Source organism: bacterium (genome assembly GCA_035307765.1).
Taxonomy (GTDB): Bacteria; Sysuimicrobiota; Sysuimicrobiia; order Sysuimicrobiales; family Segetimicrobiaceae; genus Segetimicrobium.
In genome coordinates this window covers 125,968-143,445 of record DATGHU010000034.1, presented here as the reverse complement: position 1 = coordinate 143,445, position 17,478 = coordinate 125,968, and the positions used below count along the sequence as shown (strand labels likewise).

General features: G+C 66.9%; 18 protein-coding genes and 1 pseudogene. All 19 read left to right on the top strand.

All coding sequences use genetic code 11. The features are described from left to right. Nucleotides 1–285: 285 nt before the first annotated feature. The 19 genes and pseudogenes from VKV57_11630 (at nt 286) to VKV57_11540 (ending at nt 17,452) form a co-directional block, all read left to right on the top strand. Nucleotides 286–1,371 carry a M23 family metallopeptidase gene (locus VKV57_11630; GenBank protein ID HLW60557.1) on the top strand — a complete coding sequence of 362 codons (1,086 nt, stop codon included), beginning with the start codon at nt 286–288 and terminating at the stop codon, nt 1,369–1,371. 168 nt (nt 1,372–1,539) lie between these two features. After that, entirely contained in the window at nt 1,540–1,743 is a 204-nt protein-coding gene (gene rpmE, locus VKV57_11625) for a 50S ribosomal protein L31 (protein ID HLW60556.1), read from the top strand. Nucleotides 1,744–2,177: 434 nt separating this feature from the next. Further along, nucleotides 2,178–3,254, top strand: coding sequence for a peptide chain release factor 1 (gene prfA, locus VKV57_11620; protein HLW60555.1), 1,077 nt, complete (start codon nt 2,178–2,180; stop codon nt 3,252–3,254). A 77-nt stretch (nt 3,255–3,331) separates the two neighbouring features. After that, nucleotides 3,332–4,207 (top strand): peptide chain release factor N(5)-glutamine methyltransferase, encoded by an 876-nt coding sequence (prmC, locus tag VKV57_11615; protein ID HLW60554.1) that lies wholly within the window; start codon nt 3,332–3,334, stop codon nt 4,205–4,207. After that, nucleotides 4,188–4,838, top strand: coding sequence for an L-threonylcarbamoyladenylate synthase (locus VKV57_11610; protein HLW60553.1), 651 nt, complete (start codon nt 4,188–4,190; stop codon nt 4,836–4,838). Before prmC ends, VKV57_11610 begins: the two co-directional genes overlap by 20 nt. Before the next feature lie 135 nt (nt 4,839–4,973). Next, complete coding sequence (gene glyA, locus VKV57_11605) at nt 4,974–6,227, top strand: serine hydroxymethyltransferase (protein ID HLW60552.1); 1,254 nt, start codon at nt 4,974–4,976, stop codon at nt 6,225–6,227. 38 nt (nt 6,228–6,265) lie between these two features. Continuing rightward, nucleotides 6,266–6,895, top strand: a complete 630-nt coding sequence (gene upp, locus VKV57_11600; GenBank protein ID HLW60551.1) for a uracil phosphoribosyltransferase — start codon at nt 6,266–6,268, stop codon at nt 6,893–6,895. Between the two features lie 5 nt (nt 6,896–6,900). After that, entirely contained in the window at nt 6,901–7,362 is a 462-nt protein-coding gene (locus VKV57_11595) for a cytidine/deoxycytidylate deaminase family protein (GenBank protein ID HLW60550.1), read from the top strand. Between the two features lie 143 nt (nt 7,363–7,505). Next, the gene (locus VKV57_11590; protein HLW60549.1) at nt 7,506–8,246 is read left to right on the top strand and encodes a 50S ribosomal protein L25; all 741 of its coding nucleotides are present in this window, start codon (nt 7,506–7,508) and stop codon (nt 8,244–8,246) included. 206 nt (nt 8,247–8,452) lie between these two features. Beyond that, nucleotides 8,453–9,079: an aminoacyl-tRNA hydrolase gene (pth, locus tag VKV57_11585; protein HLW60548.1), complete on the top strand. Its 627-nt coding sequence runs from the start codon at nt 8,453–8,455 to the stop codon at nt 9,077–9,079. A gap of 175 nt (nt 9,080–9,254) precedes the next feature. Next, nucleotides 9,255–9,476, top strand: coding sequence for a hypothetical protein (locus VKV57_11580; GenBank protein ID HLW60547.1), 222 nt, complete (start codon nt 9,255–9,257; stop codon nt 9,474–9,476). Beyond that, nucleotides 9,473–10,141, top strand: a complete 669-nt coding sequence (locus tag VKV57_11575; protein HLW60546.1) for a universal stress protein — start codon at nt 9,473–9,475, stop codon at nt 10,139–10,141. The genes VKV57_11580 and VKV57_11575 overlap by 4 nt, the downstream gene beginning before the upstream one ends. Nucleotides 10,142–10,213: 72 nt before the next feature. Beyond that, nucleotides 10,214–10,564: pseudogene (locus VKV57_11570) on the top strand (TrkA family potassium uptake protein). 131 nt (nt 10,565–10,695) lie between these two features. Continuing rightward, on the top strand, nt 10,696–11,370 hold the full coding sequence (locus VKV57_11565) for an NAD-binding protein (GenBank protein ID HLW60545.1): 675 nt from the start codon (nt 10,696–10,698) through the stop codon (nt 11,368–11,370). A gap of 150 nt (nt 11,371–11,520) precedes the next feature. After that, nucleotides 11,521–12,168 (top strand): sigma-70 family RNA polymerase sigma factor, encoded by a 648-nt coding sequence (locus VKV57_11560; protein HLW60544.1) that lies wholly within the window; start codon nt 11,521–11,523, stop codon nt 12,166–12,168. After that, nucleotides 12,165–12,659, top strand: a complete 495-nt coding sequence (locus VKV57_11555) for a zf-HC2 domain-containing protein (GenBank protein HLW60543.1) — start codon at nt 12,165–12,167, stop codon at nt 12,657–12,659. The genes VKV57_11560 and VKV57_11555 overlap by 4 nt, the downstream gene beginning before the upstream one ends. Nucleotide 12,660: 1 nt before the next feature. Further along, on the top strand, nt 12,661–15,081 hold the full coding sequence (locus VKV57_11550) for a polysaccharide deacetylase family protein (protein HLW60542.1): 2,421 nt from the start codon (nt 12,661–12,663) through the stop codon (nt 15,079–15,081). Between the two features lies 1 nt (nt 15,082). Next, nucleotides 15,083–15,820, top strand: a complete 738-nt coding sequence (gene tatC / locus VKV57_11545) for a twin-arginine translocase subunit TatC (protein HLW60541.1) — start codon at nt 15,083–15,085, stop codon at nt 15,818–15,820. An 81-nt stretch (nt 15,821–15,901) separates the two neighbouring features. After that, nucleotides 15,902–17,452 (top strand): FAD-dependent oxidoreductase, encoded by a 1,551-nt coding sequence (locus VKV57_11540; GenBank protein ID HLW60540.1) that lies wholly within the window; start codon nt 15,902–15,904, stop codon nt 17,450–17,452. The last annotated feature ends 26 nt before the right edge of the window (nt 17,453–17,478 follow it).

Genomic DNA, 17,478 nt, shown 5'->3' with positions numbered 1-17,478 from the left:
GACCGGGTCAGCTCGGCGCAGCCGCCGCGGTCCGGCGCTCGCACACACACCGATCGCTCTCCTTCGCGGTCCTTTGGGGAACATACGTCCGTATCCGCGTTGTTCACGGGAAAATCCCCCGGAGTTGCAGGAATTCTCTCCCACGGGCTCAAACGTATGGGCTAGTCCTCGCAATAATCTGGCATACATTATTGCTGGTGCTTCGGATCACACACGCAGCACAGGCGATTCGGTAGCCCAAGAACTCCTCAACAATCTCGGATCGCGCAACCTCGGGAGGCCTGCATGGCAGATCGCGCCCAGCTGGTGGTGGCAGGCTTGTTGCTCGCACTCACCCTCGCGGCCGTTCCTCTGGCCGTTCCTCTAGATCTCGCCAAAGCAGATCCCGGGAAACCCGCCGCCCCCTCCGCGTTGGTGCCGGTGGTGCACCTGCGGTCAAGCGATCTTTCGCTCGCGACGCCTGCGGCCGGCCCCGCCGTGGCGAGCGTCGGCTCCCACACCGTGGCCCCGGGCGAGACACCTTGGGGGATCTCGCAGAGTGCGGGGGTCACGGTCGACGTTCTTCTGGCGGCCAATCGGCTCGCCCCCGGGGCGCTGCTGCATCCCGGCCAGGTTCTTGTGATCCCATCCCCGGAAACCGCCGCAGTACCCGTCGCCCCCGCCACGCATACGGTGGCCGCGGGTGAGACGCTCTGGAGAATCTCCCACGACGCCGGCGTCCGCGTGGAGACCTTGGCGGACGCTAATCACCTCTCGCTGGATGCATTGCTACACCCTGGGCAGGTGCTTGTCGTTCCAGGGGTAGATAGTGCGCACCCCGCCTCGACGGCGCCGCGGCGGACGCCCTCAACGCGGGAGCAGATCTCCGCGACCTCCATCCGCTCCGTCCCGGTTCGCATGGGGGTGCCGGAGGCCGATGAGCCCGCGATGCTCCAGCCGACCGAGGGGAAGATTACCTCGCGGTTCGGTTGGCGGGTTCACCCGATCTTCGGCACTCGGGAGTTTCACACCGGCATCGACATCGCCAACCGGCTCGGCACGCCGGTCCGCGCCGCGCGGGGCGGCATCGTACAGTTCGTGGGGTGGATGATGGGGTATGGCCGGATGGTCATTGTCGATCACGGGAACGGGTTGCAGACAACTTACTCCCACCTCTCTTCGGTGCTTGTTTCGTTCGGAGAGCGGGTCGCCATGGGGCAGCTCATGGGACGGATCGGCAGCACCGGTTGGAGCACCGGTCCGCATCTGCTCTTTGAAGTCCGGCGCAACGGCGTTCCGCAGGATCCGACCCGGTACGTGCGACCGGGCGATCCTTTGGTCGTCCTGGCGACGACGCCCGCGGCTTCCACGAACGAACACCGGCACCCCTAGCCGTCCTCATCCGCACACCCTTCCCGGCCGAACCCGACGGCGTCCACCGCTTTGGAAGGAGGGCGATGCCGCGTTTGCGCGTGCATCAGGGGTGTGGTATAATTTCGCCTGTTGTATCCGCCCCGACGCCAGCGGTCACCCCGGCGCGGGGCCCGAGGTGGGCTTCCCATGAAGAAGGGCATTCATCCCAATTACAAGCAAACCACGGTTACCTGCGCCTGCGGCGAGACGTTCACGACTGGGTCGACGCGCGAGAACATCCGAGTGGAGATCTGCTCGAAGTGTCATCCCTTCTACACCGGCCAGCGCAAGTTCGTGGATTCCGAGGGCCGCGTGCAGAAATTTGCCAAGAAGTACGGCATCCAGATCTGACGCCGCGGCCCCGCGGCCGATCGGACGCCTCCCCCCGCCAGCCTGCGCCTCCGTCGTCACCGCTTCACCCCGCCCGTGCGTGAGCGGCCGCCTTCTCCCCCGTTGCGGGACGGCGTTCTCTTGACCGTGCCGGTCGCGTCGTCTGGGGTTCCGCGGCGCGTGGTTCGTCCATGCCCCGTCGGCTCGAGCCCTGCCCTGCTCCTGCCTGTGGCTGCGCGGCGAGCGACGAGATCCTCCGGCTGTGCGCCGGGGGGGGGATCGTCCCGGCGCCCGCGGCCCTTGGAATGTGGCCGCACTGCTGGATGGCCGGGGCCGGACGACACGCTGATCGAAGAAGCGATCCCGGCACCGCGCGTGGTGCTCATCGGTGAGTCGGAGCCGGGCGGGAGGGCATCCGTCCGATGCTATAATAGGGAAGATCCGAAGGAGGTCGCGTGCGTCCGGAAGTCCTGACCCGGCTTGAAGCACTGGAGGCTCATCACCAGGAGCTCGCCCAACGGCTGGCGGACCCCACCATTTTCTCCGATCCCGGGCAATATCAGCAGGTGGCGCGCGAGCACGCCAGCCTCACCCAGGTGGTGACCGCCTTTCAAGAGTACCGGCGGATCACCCGCGAGCTCGGCGACGTCGACGCGCTATCGCGCGAGAGCGATCCCGAGTTGCGCGCGCTCGCCGCCTCCGAGAAAGCCGTCCTCGCCGCGCGGCAGGCCCACTTAACCCGGACGATCGAACAACTCCTGGTTCCCCGGGATCCCCGAGATGATCGGAGCGTGATCGTGGAGATTCGGGCCGGGGCGGGTGGAGAGGAAGCCGCGTTGTTTGCCGGGGACCTCCTCCGGATGTACATGCGGTATGCGGAGCGCCACGGGTGGAAGTCTGAGGTGCTCTCCAGCAGCCCCACAGGTCTCGGCGGGTTCAAGGAGGCTATCATCGGCATTCAGGGGCGAGGGGCGTACAGCCGGCTGAAGTACGAGAGCGGGGTGCACCGGGTGCAGCGGGTCCCCGCCACTGAGGCCAGCGGTCGGATCCACACGTCCACCGCGACCGTGGCGGTCCTCCCGGAAGCCGAGGAAGTGGATGTCGTGATCCGACCTGATGAGCTCCGGATCGACATCTATCGGTCGGGCGGGGCGGGCGGCCAGAACGTCAACAAAGTCGAGACCGCGGTCCGGATCACACATCTGCCGACCGGAATCGTCATTGCCTGCCAGGATGAGCGGTCTCAGCATCAAAACCGCGAGAAGGCGATGCGGATCCTGCGTGCGCACTTGCTGGAACGGGCCATTGAGCAGCAGCAGGCTGAAATCGCCCTAGCGCGTCGCAGGCAGGTCGGCAGCGGTGAGCGTAGCGAGAAGATCCGCACGTACAACTTTCCCCAGGATAGAATCACCGACCACCGGATCGGAAAGACCGTCCACGATCTCCCCACCGTGTTGGACGGTGCCCTCGACGACTTGATCGAAGCGCTCGCGGCGGCGAGTCACGCGGAGAGTCTCACCGCCGCCTCGTGATCCCCGACCAGCGCATCGCTGCGCCGATATCCCGATCTCGATCCGATCCCCCCGCCCGATCCCGCCGCGAGGCGTGGGTGTGGGGGACGGCCCGGCTGCGCCAGATGGTAGAGGCGCCCCTGGACGGGCCCTTGGAGGCGGAGGTCCTGCTCCGCCACGCGGCCGGGCTGAGCCGGGAGGAGCTGTTCGCTCGACCCGGTGCGCCGCTCCCACCCGACGCCGAGGCCGTGTACGCTTCGCTGATCGCGCGTCGGGCGGCGGGGATTCCGGTTGCCTATCTCGTGGGGCACCGGGAGTTCTTCGGGATCGACTTCATGGTGGACGCCCGTGTGATGATCCCTCGCCCCGAGACCGAGCGACTCGTCGAGGTGGTGGGAGCTGCCCTCCGGGACCACCCTAGCCCGCGGGTCGTGGATATCGGGACCGGGAGCGGCGCGATCGCTATTGCGGTGGCGCGCCTGCTCCCGCGGGCGCGGGTGTTTGCTACCGACGTTTCGGCGGCCGCCCTTGAGGTGGCGCGGATCAACGCCGCTCAGGGTGGCGTGGCGGAGCGCCTGGAATGGGCCGAAGGATCGGCGCTGGTTCCCCTGAGATTTTGGGGCCTTGAGGGTCGAGTCGACGCGCTGGTGGCCAACCCCCCCTATATCCCGACGGCGGAGCTCACCAACCTGCCGCGCGACGTGCGCGACGCCGAACCCGCGGTGGCTCTGGATGGAGGGCCCGACGGCCTCAGCGTCCACCGCCCCATCATTGCCGAAGCCGGGCACTACCTCGCCGCCGGCGGAGTGCTTGCCCTTGAAGTGTCGGCGGTCTGGAACCAGGCCCGCACGATCGCCGAGCTCGTCGATCGCACAGGCCAATTTGCCCCTGCCTGCATCGTGCACGACTACGCTGGGGTCGAGCGAGTGGTCATCGCTCTGAAAGTGGGTGGCGATGGAGATCATCGGGGTTGATCAGAAGAGTCAGGACGTGCCGCGCAGAGCGCTGGAGATGCTCCGCGACGGGGGGCTCGTGGCCTTTCCCACCGAAACCTTCTACGCGTTGGGTGCGGTCGCGGCCGACGAGGTCGCGGTCACGCGAGTGTTTGCCGCCAAGCGGCGCCCGCCGAGTGACCCTGTGCCGGTGCTGGTCGCGGACCGCACGCAGTGGCGCCAGGTGGTGGCGGAACTTCCGCAGAGCGCCGTTCGGCTGGCGGATCGGTTCTGGCCCGGACCGCTCACGATCGTGTGCCGTATGGCGCCGAGCCTGTCCCGCGCCCTCGCCGGCGGTGGGGAGACGATCGGGGTGCGGCAACCAGGGCTGCCGATCGCAGCCGCAATCTGCCACATGCTCGGCGCTCCGATCGTCGGCACCAGCGCGAACACCCACGGGTTCCCCTCACCGGTCACGGCGGTGCAGGTTGCCCTCGATCTGGGCGCCAACGTCGACCTGATCTTGGACGGGGGGCGGTGCCCGTTGGCCAGGCCGTCAACCGTCGTCGACGTCACGCGGACCCCGCCCGGGGTGGTGCGGGTCGGGGCCGTTCCGCTCGCCGCGATCCGCGAGGTGCTGGGCGAGATCGCGGTCCCCGATGGTGTTCGGTAGAAGAGTCCCGGACCTTTTCCGGTCTGGAGGTTGCCGCGCGCGTGGCGAAGTGCCGGGCAGGGGTCGACCGGCGTGCGCGGAAGTGAGGACCAGTAGGGCGCCGGAGGACGGTCGGCGCGAAGGGAGGCGTGCATCATGAGCGAGCTTCGGAGGACGGATCCAGATGTCGCGCAGGCGATCGCCCAGGACGTCGAGCGCCAGCGCTTCCAAGTGAATCTCATCGCATCGGAGAACTACGCGAGCCGCGCCATCCTGGAAACCCTCGGGACCGCGCTGACCAACAAGTACGCCGAGGGGTATCCCGGCAAACGCTACTACGGCGGGTGCGAGTTCGTCGATGTCGTGGAGCAGTTGGCCATCGATCGGGCTAAAACTCTGTTCGGCGCCGAGCACGCGAACGTCCAACCGCATGCAGGGGCTCAAGCGAATATGGCCGCGTACTTCGCTTTTATTAAGCCCGGCGATCCGATCCTGGCGATGAATCTGGCGCACGGCGGGCACCTGACCCACGGGAGCCCGGTGAACTTTTCCGGCCAACTCTACCGCGTCATCCCGTACGGGGTCGACGAGCGCAGCGAACAGATCGATTACGACGTGCTCGCACGGTTGGCCAAGGAGCACCGTCCAAAGATCATCGTCACCGGAGCGACCGCGTACTCCCGTACCTTTGACTTCCCGCGCATCCGGGCGATCTGCGATGATGTGAGCGCCTTGATGATGGTGGACATGGCTCACTTCTCTGGACTGGTGGCCGGGAAGGCGCATCCGGATCCGGTGCCGTACGCGGATGTCGTGACGTCGACGACCCACAAAACGCTGCGCGGCCCGCGCGGCGGAATGATCCTCTGCCGGGCTTCCTACGCGTCGCAGGTTGACAAAGCGGTATTCCCCGGTCTCCAGGGCGGCCCGCTCGAGCACTGTATCGCCGCCAAGGCGGTGTGCTTCCTGGAAGCTTCCCAGCCGGCGTTTCGAACCTATGCCGCGCGCATCGTCGAGAACGCGCGCGCGTTGGCGGAGGCGTTCCGGAGTACCGGCTATCACGTCGTCTCTGGGGGCACGGATAATCACCTGGTGCTGCTCGACGTGCGCAAGCGGTCTCTCACCGGGCGAAAGGCGGAGAAGGCGTTGGGGAACGCCCACATCATCGTGAACAAGAACATGATTCCCTTCGATCCGGAAAAACCGATGACCACCAGCGGAATCAGAATCGGGACGCCCGCGATGACGACACGCGGGATGGGCCCCAAAGAGATGCGACGGATCGCTGCCTGGATCGACGAGGTGCTCCAAGCTCCCGAGGACGCGGCGATCGCCGAGCGCGTGCGCGGCCAGGTGAGGGATCTGTGCACCTCATTCCCCGTCTACCCGGAGCCGGTGGAAGTGACCTGATCGTGTCGCGTCGGCTCGGCGGAATGGGGCGGTAGTCGGTGGGTCAGGTTCGGGTCTTCGACCACCCCCTGATCCAGCACAAACTTTCGATCCTCCGTGACCAGCGGACGGGCCACAAAGAGTTCCGCGAGCTGGTCGAGGAGATCGCGATGCTGATGGCCTTTGAGGCAACCAGCGACCTGCCGGTCCGCCCGATCGACGTGCAGACCCCCCTGACCCTGGCGAAGGGGGCGACGATCGCGGGGCAGGAAATCGCTGTGGTCCCGATCCTCCGAGCCGGGCTGGCGATGGAGGCGGGGATTCTCCGCCTGATGCCAACGGCCCGGGTCGGCCACATCGGGATCTACCGCGATCCCGCGACCCTGGCTCCGCACACCTACTACTGCAAGCTCCCCCCCGATGTCGGCAACCGCCAGGTGCTGGTGGTGGATCCGATGCTGGCCACCGGCGGATCGGCCGTCGAATCGATCGATCTGCTCAAAACGCGCGGGGCCCGCACCATCCGGCTGATGGTGCTCATCGCCGCCCCCGAGGGGATCCGGCGGGTCCACTCCGGGCACCCCGACGTGGACATCTACACCGCCGCGGTCGACGAGCGGTTGAACGAGCACGGGTACATCCTGCCCGGGTTGGGCGATGCCGGGGACCGTTTGTACGGTACCCGCTGATCCACGTGGCCCGGCCCTCTTGGGACGAGTACTTTATGAACCTGGCGCATCTGGCCGCCACCCGGTCTACCTGTCTGCGCAGGCAAGTGGGTGCGGTCATCGTCAACGACCGAATGGTGTTGAGCACCGGGTACAATGAGACGCCCCGCGGGAGGCCCAATTGCGGCGATGGGGGGTGCGACCGCTGCCGATCGGGTGCGGCCCCTGGGACGGCGCTGGATACCTGCTTGTGCCTTCATGCCGAGCAGAACGCGATCATCCAGGCGGCCTATCACGGGGTGCGGATTCCCGGCGCCACCCTCTACTGTACTCATCAGCCCTGTTTGACCTGCGCGAAGATGATCGTCAATGCCGGCTTGGTGCGCATCGTCTACGGCGCGTCCTACCCCGATTCCGTTGCGGAACGGCTGCTACAAGATGCGGCGATCGACCTCGCCCGCTACCCCCCGGTCCCACCCAAGGACTAAGGGACGCCCCGGCTTCTTGCTTTGCCGAGGTTGTGTCACCTACTCGCGAGTGCTATAATGACCGGTCGTGAGCCTGCGCAGGGGTTCGTTTCCGGGGGCGCGGTTGCGCAGGCCCTCCCGGCGGATAAAGGGGGACGACGCAAATGGAGCGGATCAGCCTAGCGGCGTCGCCGCGAGTTGAACTCGGAAAGAACGCGGTCAAGAGGGTCAGGCAGGCGGGGTTGGTGCCCGCCGTTCTGTACGGACGGGGCCGGACGCCGGTTGCGCTGACCGTCGACCGCAAGGCGCTCCTGGGTGCGCTGCGCACGGAGGCGGGGCGCAACGTCCTCATCGACCTGCGGGTAAAACTCAACGGCGAGGAGACCACGGATACCGTCATGGTCGCCGAGATCCAGCACGACCACCTGCGGCACGAGGTCCTTCACGTCGACCTGCACCAAATCAGCCTCACCGACAAGATCGAAGCGCGCGTCCCCGTCGTGCTCACGGGCGTGCCGGAGGGGGTTGCCGCGTCCGGCGGCATCCTCGAGCAGCATCTACGTGAGGTGCTCGTCAGGTGCCTGCCGACCGCGATCCCGGAGCACGTGACGGTCAGTGTGGAGGCGCTGCGCATCGGTGCGTCGCTTCACGTGCGGGACTTGCCGGTCGACCAAGGGCTCGAGATCGTAACCGCTCCAGAAGAGGTGATCGCGGCGGTGGTGGCGCCGAAGGCGGAAGAGGTGGCGGCGCCGGTCGAGGGCGCGGCGGCGACTGAGCCGGAGCTGGTTGGGAAGGAGCCCGGGGCGGAAGCCGAAGGGGAGGCGAAAGCCGAACCCGCAGCGAGGGCGGAGGCGAAGGCGCCCAAGGCCGACGCGAAGCCCGCAAAGGCGGACAAGAAAGAGTAGTACGTGCCGCGGTGCCTGCCTGCGACCGCGCGTGCCCGATACTTCCTTTTTATGGATACCGTGCGGGCGCAATCGTGGACTAGGGTGGTTCGGAAGGGAGTGGTGAAGGGCGCGGTGAACCCCGCGCCTTTTCTGTCCCCGGCCGCCGCCCGAAGTGCTTGCCGCCCACCTGCGAGGGTCGGCACCCTCCACGTTGTGCCGTTCTGATGATGATCGTGATCGGGCTCGGCAATCCCGGGCGCCGCTACAAGAACACCCGGCACAACCTCGGCCACGATGTGGTCCGATGCCTCGCCGAGCGCCTTCGGGTCGAGCTGCAAGAGGATGGGTGGACGGCCTGGGGGAAGACGCGGGTGGCGTCAGCCTCGCTGATCCTGGCGATCCCCGAAACGTATATGAACGTGAGTGGTCAAGCGGTGAAGGACCTCCTTCGCCGCAGGCATCGCGGCCCCGGCGATCTGCTCGTCGTTCACGACGACCTCGACCTTGCGCTCGGACACATTCGGATCAGACCGGGGGACGGGGCGGGGGGGCACAACGGCGTGCGGTCGATCATGGAGGAGTTGGGCACCGGCGCATTTGCGCGCCTGCGGATCGGAACCGGACGCCCGCCCGCGGGGGTGGATCCAGCCGAGTTCGTTCTAGATCGGTTCACCGCCGAGGAGCGATTGACGATCGACCGCGCCGTCACTCAGGCTGCTGAGGCGGCGTTTGTGGCCGCGACCGACGGACTGGCTGCGGCGATGAACCGGTACAACCGCCGGCCGACGTCGGAGAGTCTGGTGCAGGCGCCGGGAGAGGGAGATCGCCCGGTGTCATATCCGGCGCGATGAGGTGACCCATGCCGAATCGTGGATCCGTACCCTCGAGACCGTTAGCGCAAAGCCCGCACCTGGCGGTTTCGGTGCGTGCTTCTGCCTCTGGGACTTGCCGATGGTGGGGCCGGCGTCCTTGCATCGAACCAGCGTCCCGTATCCTATGGCGGGTGGGGCATCTTGAAGGATGCCGATGAGCGGGCCCGTGGCTGAAGCGGTGAAGTTCACTCGGGCCGACGCCTATCACACGGTAACCGCCGTGTTGATGGTGGTCCTGGGTATCGTGGTGCTCGCCCGCACCTTGGCGTTCGGCTTCCACCTCACGGCCGTGCTGGTGGGGCTGGGGTTTGTTGGGTTCGGCGCGTACCGGCTCTCTTTCGTCTTTGCCTACCTTCGCCGGCGAGGCGCCCGATGATCCCGCCGCTGCACGTCAGCCTGCTTGGAGCCGTGCTGGCGGGGGCATTCGCGGTGCCGATGGGTGCCCTGCTCTGGTGGATGTTGCGCGTGCCTCGGGCGGTTCCGCAGGAAGTCGCCCGCGCGGTCCGCTCGGTGGGGGCGGTCCAGACTATCCTGGTGCCCATTCTTGAGCACTACTACTCAGAGCGGGCGGTCGAGCTCGCCAGCCGATTGGGGGCCCCGCAGAAAGCCGCGATTTTTCTCGGCTACGTTCTGGAGGTCCCGCGGACGCTCTCGTTGGGCGTGCCGCTGCCTGAAGCGGAGGTGCGCGCGAATCGGGCGCTCGAGCAGGCCAAAACGATCGTCGCCCTGCATAACCTCGAGCCGCACGCGGAAATCATCCGGGCCAGGGATGCGGGGGAGGGGATCGCGCGTGTCGCCCGGGACAAGGGAGTCGATCTGATCGTGTTGGGGATCTCGCCGGACATGGGGTTTACCGAAGGATCGACGGCGAGAACCGCGGAGTCGCTCTTTCGGAGCGCCCCCTGCGAAGTGATCATCGACCGCCTGGCGGAGACGAGCATCGGGGCCTCGGTCGATGAGCCCGCGATCTCCGCCGGGGCCGCTCCCCGCCTCCCGGGTACCGTCGCCGCGCACAAGGAAGCGCCCGGGCGCTCGGTGTAAGGAGGGGAGGGCAAGGGTGCGGGTCCTCGGGGCCGGGCGACTGGGGAATGGATCAAAGGGAGGGTGGGTGCGATGCACATCGTCATTCTGGGGTGCGGACGAGTGGGGGCGGCCCTGGCGCTGATGCTGGAGGCCAGCGGGCACTCGCTCGCGGTTATCGATCGGGACCGAGAGTCGTTTCGGCGGCTGGGCCGGAGTTTTCATGGCAAGACGGTGTTGGGGATCGGGATCGATGAGGATGTGCTGCGGAAAGCGGGCATCGAGCGGGCCGGGGCGTTCGCCGCGACGACCAGCGGGGACAACTCGAACATCATGTCCGCGCAGATCGCGAAGATGAAGTTCAAGGTCGCACGGGTGATCGCCCGGATCTACGATCCGTTGCGGGCCGAGGCGTACAAAGAACTGGGCGTCGACACGATCAGTCCGACCCTGTTGGGGGCGGGGTTGTGTCTGGACTTCATCCTCGAGCGACCGTACCGGAGTGTGGCGGAGTACCAGGCGCTGCCCGAAGTCCTGGCGCACTCGTCGTAGCCGAGCGGAAGGGAGCGAGCCCTATGTATGTGATCGTCGTCGGCGGCGGCAAGGTCGGGTACTATTTGACCAAAGCGTTGCGGTCCGCGGGCATCGAGATCACGCTGATCGAGAAGGGACGGCAACGGTTTGACCTCCTGCAGGAGGAGTTCGGGGACGTGGCGTTTCTCGGGGACGGGTGCGAAGTGCGCACGCTTGAGCAGGCGGGAGCTCCGCGGGCCGATCTGGTGGCGGCCGTTACCGGGGACGACGAAGACAACCTCGTGATCTGCCAGATGGCCAAGCGGAAATTCAAGGTCAAGCGCGTGGTCGCTCGGATCAACAATCCCAAAAACGAGCTGACCTTCCAAATGCTCGGGATAGACGAGACGGTGAGTTCGACAAAATTAATCTACAGCCTGATCGAACAGGAAGTGGAGGTCGCTGATGTCATCCCCCTGATGGCGCTGCGGAAAGGCCACCTTGAACTGGTAGAGGTTGCGCTCACCGAGGAATCCCCGAGCATCAACCAGAAGGTGCGGGACCTCGTCCTCCCTCAGAGCTGCACGCTCGCCATCCTCGTGCGGGGAGATACCTCGGAGATCATCCACGGGGAGACCACGCTCCACGCGGGGGATATCATCGTGGCGATCACGCCGTCCGCCCACGTCCATGAGTTCCGGAAGGCGATTTTGGGGAAGGCCGTCCCGGCCTCTTAGGCGCCCGGTTCGACCGCACGATCCAATTCGATCGAAACCGCCTAGACCTGAACTGCTGACGCCGGCTCCCCCTCCGACGGAGCCTCCCCGGGAACTTTTTGCCGGTCCCCAACGCTTGCAAGGACACGAAGGGCGTAAGGGGGCCAGGCCATGGCGGAGGCCATATCTGTCCTGGAGGGCCTGGAGGGGATGACGTCCCCATTCGGGGGCCGGGACGCGGTGGGCCGCGGCGATGAGTCGAGCTCGACTCGTCGCCTGGCCGCGTTTGAGGAGTTGGTACAACGACACCAGGGCCAGATCTACCGCGTCGCTTACCGCCTGACGGGAAATCACGACGACGCCGAAGACCTTGCCCAGGAGGCGATCGTCGAAGCGTTCCACGCCTTCGATCGGTACCAGCCCGGAACCTACTTCGATCGGTGGCTGTACCGGATCATGAGTCGGACCTACATCGACATCGTGCGGCGGCGGAATCGGCGGCCGATGATCTCCCTTGACGCGCCGATCGGTGGCGAGGGAGACCCCCTTGTCGCCCTGATGGGGGATTCGCGCGACGACCCTCAGCAGCGAACCGAGGCAACCGACCTGGAAGCGACGATCCAGGCGGCACTCGACCGGTTGCCGGAGGAGTTTAGGGCGGCCGTCGTCCTTGCGGATATCGAAGGCCTGTCGTATGATGAGGTAGCGCGCGCCCTGCGGTGCCCGGTCGGGACGGTACGGTCCAGGCTGCACCGGGCCCGGCAGGTGCTCCGCGATGAACTCGGGTCGCACGTCAGCGCGAGGAGGAAAGATCGGTGAGCCGGCACGTGTCGGTGGACCTTTCGGCATACCTCGATGGCGCACTTGGCGTCCGCGACGTCGAGCGCGTCAAGGCCCATCTGGACACCTGCGCGAGCTGCCTCCAGGAATATAAGGGGGTGCAGGAGGTACAGCGGCTTCTCCGGAGCTTGCCCGATCCGACCCCGCGCGAGGGATTCACGGAGCGACTGCACTGGCAGTTGCAGCGCGAGGCGGCACGCGGACCCCGCCTTCGCTTCCTGAACGGCGTGCTCGGGGTGTTCGCCGTTCGGCCGATCCGTGTGGCGCTGGCCGCGAGCGCGGTAGTATTGGTGCTGGGCCTGCCGCTGGCGTGGATGACCGGTCAGTTCGGGCCGCGTCAGATGCCGCTCGATACCGATGCGTACCTGCGTCATTACGTCGTTCTCTCCGCCGACCGATCGCTGGTCGATGAAGCCACTACCACGTTCGTGTCTTCGGACTTCGGCACCCCGGACCAACCGATCCGGTAGCATGGTTCTGCGGCGCATCCGCCAGGCCGCCGTCCTGGCGGTTTTTGCATTGATCGGGAATCTCGTCGGCACCCCGGGATGGGCCAAAACCCCAGAGCCGGACAACGCGCTGTCGTGGCTGCGATCGGGTGCGAGCGCCCCGCGGCGCGTCAGTTACGCCGGGACCAAGGCGATCACCATTTGGGGCGGCCAAGTCCAGGCCTCCCAGGTCCGCATCTATCACGCGGCGCCGGACCGGACCCGCCTCGAGTACCTGCCGGCCGGCAACCAGCCCCAGCGGATCGTGATCATCACCGGGCGGATGGAGATGGAATACGTCCCCGCCCGTAATCAGGTGGTCGAACGGCCGGCGCCAGCGGCCGATGAGGAGCGCCTCACCCAGGCGGTGCTCCCCCAAATCCTCTCCAATTACTACGTGCGGTTCGGCGCCCCCGAGTTGGTGGCGGGGCGTCCAGCGCGGGTGATCGAGGTGCAGAGCAAGTTCCCGGGGAGGCCATCGCTCAGAATCTGGGTCGATCGGCAGACGCGACTGATCCTGCGGTTCGAGCGGTATCGGGCCGACTGGACTCTTCAGGAATCCTCGGTGTTTCTGAACGTCCAGCTTAACCCGATCCTCACCCCGGATCTCTTTACGGTCCCGGCTCCCCCTGGGACGCGGGTGCAGCAGCAGCACAACCCGCCGAGCCTGTCGGCCGCGGAGATCGCGCAGCGCATGGGGTTCACCCCGCAACTCCCAACCTATCTCCCGGCGGGCTTCGTGCTCACGCGCTCGGTGGTGCGAGACGTCCGCGGGCAGCCCGCCGCCGTTTCCCTTTACTCGGACGGCGTCTCCACCCTGACGCTGTTCGAGAGCCGTGGGGCGCTGGCGTCGCCGCGCGGGCGGCCCGTGCGGATCGGCTCGGTGACCGGCACCATCGCGGTGCAGGGTGTGGCGACGCTGCTCCACTGGAACATCGGTGTGATCTCCTACACCCTGGTGGGCGAACTGCCACAGGAGGACCTGGTGCGGATCGCCTCGTCCGTCCCGGCCGTGACCTCGCGGGCCCCGACGCGATGGAGGGCCGCCGCCGCGGCGTGGGTCGCCTCGTTTGCCTCGGTCGCGGTCGCCGACGCGGCGGAAGGGAGCACCCCCGCATCGCCCTGGCCCGGCGTCCCCCCCGTGCCGATCTCTCCGTACATCACCACGGACACCCATCCCATCGGGGGAGGAATCCGCGCCGAGGAGGTGCGCATTTGGCGGGCGCTTAGCCGTGCCGGCCTGGCCCCGTTCGTTGTCAAAGTAACGGTCGCGAGCGATGGGATCAGCCGGATGCCCAACGGGCTGATCGGACACCTTGCCTGGATCTGGTTCGTCTACGGCATGGATCGGTCGGGGGAGGACGCCGGGGCGCTGGTGCGAGAGGTGCAGGCGAGCGAACGCGCGCTGGCCACAACCGCGTTCCTTGCCGATCCTCGGGCGGCGCAGGTCGTGCTGACCGGACAGTACCAGGTGAGCGGGCCCTTCGAGGGGCGACGGACGGACGTGACCGCAACGGCTCGTCTTTACCGGGAGCGGCTGCTGGCGGAGCCCGCGGACCGTCCCTCCGCCGAGGCCCTCGCTCGGGCCGGAGACGTCTGGTACAGCCCTGCGCTTTTGGGCGGGGATGTCGTGATGGTCCCGCCGCGCGCCCACGAACTGCCCCCGTCTGCCAGATCGCCCAGGACGCCGCCGGCGCTGCCCGGTGATCGGACCTCCGAATCGACGACCACGTTTCACGGCACGCTGAGTCAGCGTTTCCTGGAAATGAAATATCGGCTGGAGGGCATTTTGTTCGGGGTGGAAAGCCACGGGCGATTCTGGCGCGGCAACCCCCTCCGGCGGGAGATCGCGTTGACGTTCGACGACGGCCCCAGTCCGGTCGCCACGCCGCTGCTCCTCGCGATCCTCCGCCGCTTTGGCGCCCACGCGACGTTCTTCGTCATCGGCGACCGCGCGGTCACATATCCGTACCTCATTGCGCAGATGGCTGCCGAAGGGCACGAGGTGGGAAATCACACCGTGCACCACCCCAATCTGGCGACGGTCGGCGACGCGACAATGCGGCAAGAGCTCGGTGCGGCGAGCGACGTTGTCCGTGTGTTGGCCGGGCGGCCGTTGTGGTTCCGGCCCCCGGGGGGGGACTACACCGCGGCGGTGGCGGACGCCGCCGCGGCCGATGGGATGGGCTTGGCGATGTGGACCGCGAATTCGGGGGACTGGGCCCTGCCCCCGCCGAAGATCTTGGCGGCGCGGGTGCTCGCCCGGGCGGAGTCCGGTGCGGTCATCCTGCTTCACAACGGCACCCTGGATACCGTCCGAGCGCTGCCTGAGATCCTTAGAGAGCTGCAGCGCCGGGGGTATGCCTTGGTGACGGTTTCCCAATTGGCCGGGGATACGCACTGAGATGGCGGACCGGGAAAAGCACATGACCCTGGTGGAGCACCTCGAGGAGCTCCGCCAGCGACTCCAGTACGCGGTGCTCGGATTGCTCATCGCCACCGGACTGGGGTTGGCGTTTGTGGACACGCTGCTGAGGATTTTGCTCGAGCCGGCGGGCCACGTCAAGCTGACCACGCTCACGGTGCTTGAGCCGTTCCTCGTCAAGGTGAAAGTGGCGTTCTTGTTTGGCTTCGCGGTGAGCATGCCGTGGATTCTGTATCAGCTGTACGCCTTCATCGACCCGGCGCTCACGGAGCACGAGCGGCGGCGGACGATTCCGCTCGCGCTCCTCGCCGGCGTGCTGTTCGCGATGGGGATCGCGTTCGGCTACAAGTTCATCCTTCCGGTCAGTCTCCACTGGCTGTTGGGACAGGCGGGGAACCAGTTCAACGTGCTGATCACCGCCAACGCATACATCTCGTTTGTCCTGTTCTTTCTCCTCATTGTCGGCGCCACGTTTGAGACGCCCCTCGTTATCCTCACGCTGGCGATGATCGGGGTGGTTTCCCCGCAGAGCCTCCGCCGAGAGTGGCGGTGGGCCTACATGATCATCGCTGGGATCGCGGTGTTTGGGACCCCCGACTGGAGCCCGGTCACCATGCTGTTGGTGGCGATCCCGATGGTGTTGTTGTACGAGTTCAGCATCATCCTGTGCCGAATCTTCATCCGCCCCCCCGCCCCCCAGCCCGTGCGTGGGACGTAGGGGGCCACCGGAACCCGTCGAGGTTCCTCTGCGTATTATCCGACGGAGCGATGGGCCTCCTCAAAACAGTGGAGTGTCAGCGTGAGCGGCATCTGTTATAATGTGTCGGTGAAATTCATGGGAACCGATGTTCGCGTGACCGTCACCCGCCTCGCGGCGGCGCTGGTTGCCCTGTTGCTCGGCGTTTCCGTGGGCGTGCCGACGGCGCACGGTCGGGTTCCCGGGCCCCTTGCCTGCGCAATCTCTGTGCCCGTGCTGGTGGTGGGAGGCACCCCCGCCGGCGTCGCGGCTGCGGTCACGGCGGCCCGGATGGGGACGCCCGTCCTCTTGACCGAGGCGCGTCCCTACCTCGGTGGAGATCTCACCGGGTCGATGCTCAACATGTTTGACATGGACTACGGCCCCGCCGGCCAGCAGTTGTCCCGCGGGGTGTTCTCTGAGGTTTTCGGGCAGCTCGGAATCACCTTCGATGTGGAGCTCGCCAAGCACGTGTTCCTCCGCCAGGTCCGCCGTGAACCCCTCATCACCCTGCGTCTGTCCACTCGGCCGGTGCAGGTGTTTGTGAAAGGCCAGCGCGTGGTTGGGGTCGTCGTCGAGGACGAGTTCAGTCACGACCGGGAAACGGTCTGCGCCAAACGGATCGTCGACGCCACCGATGATGCGGATATCGCGGCGATGGCCGGCGTCCCGTATTCGCTCGGGCGCGAGGGCTCGGGCGTTGACCATGCCATGATGGCGGCGACGCTGGTTTTTGAGGTCAGGGGCATCCACTGGCGGGAGGTCCTGGAGTACGTCACCAATACCTCCGGGCGGCTTGCCACCCGGGGCGGGATGTACCACGGGAACGCGTGGGGCTACGGCGATATCATGCGGCTCTACCGGCCGATCGAGCCGGGGATCGGCATCTACGATCTGAACATCGGGCGGCAGGACAACCGCACCGTTCTGATCAACGGCCTCCTCGTCTACGGCGTCGACGGGACCGACCCCGCCTCGGTCGCCGACGGAATGCTCAGGGCGCGGGTGGAACTGCCCAAGTTGATCGAGTATCTGCGGACCTTCGCGCCGGGATTCAGGGACGCCGAACTGGTCCGGCCCGCCGACTACCTGTATATCCGTGAGACCCGGCATATCCGGGGCCTGACGACGCTGACCGTGCAGGACATCGTCGACGCGCGGGTCTTCTGGGACGCCGTGGGCGTGGCGAGTTACCCGATTGATCTGCACCCGTACCGACCGGGGGAGCGGAACCCGTACGCGGCCCACCGGTACGTCTACACGATCCCGCTGCGGGCGCTCGTGCCGGTCGGGATTACCAACCTGCTTGTCGCCAGCCGGTCGATCTCCGCCAGCTATGAGGCCGCGGGGTCGGCCCGAGTGATCCCGACGACCATGGAGGAGGGGCAGGCCGCGGGTGCCGCGACGGTACTCTCCATTCACGCCAAGACCCTGATCCCGCGGTTCACGGAAGACCCCGCGCTGGTGCACGAACTCCAGGGGACGCTGTACACGCAGGGCCAGTACCTGCTGCCCGAGACGATTGCCGCCGCTGCGGGAAACCCGGTCCACCCATGGCCGGGATCTGCACCGATCTCCGTCAAGCCCCAGGCACAGGCCCCCTCGACCCGGTAGCATCCGGGGGAGTCCGAGCCACTCCG

Bases quoted from the DNA above. Each gene is read 5' to 3' on its own strand.
- VKV57_11565 (HLW60545.1), top strand. From the start codon at position 10,696: ATGTATGTGATCGTCGTCGGCGGCGGCAAGGTCGGGTACTATTTGACC.
- VKV57_11610 (HLW60553.1), top strand. From the start codon at position 4,188: ATGGAGATCATCGGGGTTGATCAGAAGAGTCAGGACGTGCCGCGCAGA.
- tatC (HLW60541.1), top strand. From the start codon at position 15,083: ATGGCGGACCGGGAAAAGCACATGACCCTGGTGGAGCACCTCGAGGAG.
- VKV57_11630 (HLW60557.1), top strand. From the start codon at position 286: ATGGCAGATCGCGCCCAGCTGGTGGTGGCAGGCTTGTTGCTCGCACTC.
- rpmE (HLW60556.1), top strand. From the start codon at position 1,540: ATGAAGAAGGGCATTCATCCCAATTACAAGCAAACCACGGTTACCTGC.
- VKV57_11580 (HLW60547.1), top strand. From the start codon at position 9,255: ATGAGCGGGCCCGTGGCTGAAGCGGTGAAGTTCACTCGGGCCGACGCC.
- VKV57_11560 (HLW60544.1), top strand. From the start codon at position 11,521: ATGGCGGAGGCCATATCTGTCCTGGAGGGCCTGGAGGGGATGACGTCC.
- glyA (HLW60552.1), top strand. From the start codon at position 4,974: ATGAGCGAGCTTCGGAGGACGGATCCAGATGTCGCGCAGGCGATCGCC.
- VKV57_11550 (HLW60542.1), top strand. From the start codon at position 12,661: ATGGTTCTGCGGCGCATCCGCCAGGCCGCCGTCCTGGCGGTTTTTGCA.
- pth (HLW60548.1), top strand. From the start codon at position 8,453: ATGATGATCGTGATCGGGCTCGGCAATCCCGGGCGCCGCTACAAGAAC.
- VKV57_11590 (HLW60549.1), top strand. From the start codon at position 7,506: ATGGAGCGGATCAGCCTAGCGGCGTCGCCGCGAGTTGAACTCGGAAAG.
- VKV57_11575 (HLW60546.1), top strand. From the start codon at position 9,473: ATGATCCCGCCGCTGCACGTCAGCCTGCTTGGAGCCGTGCTGGCGGGG.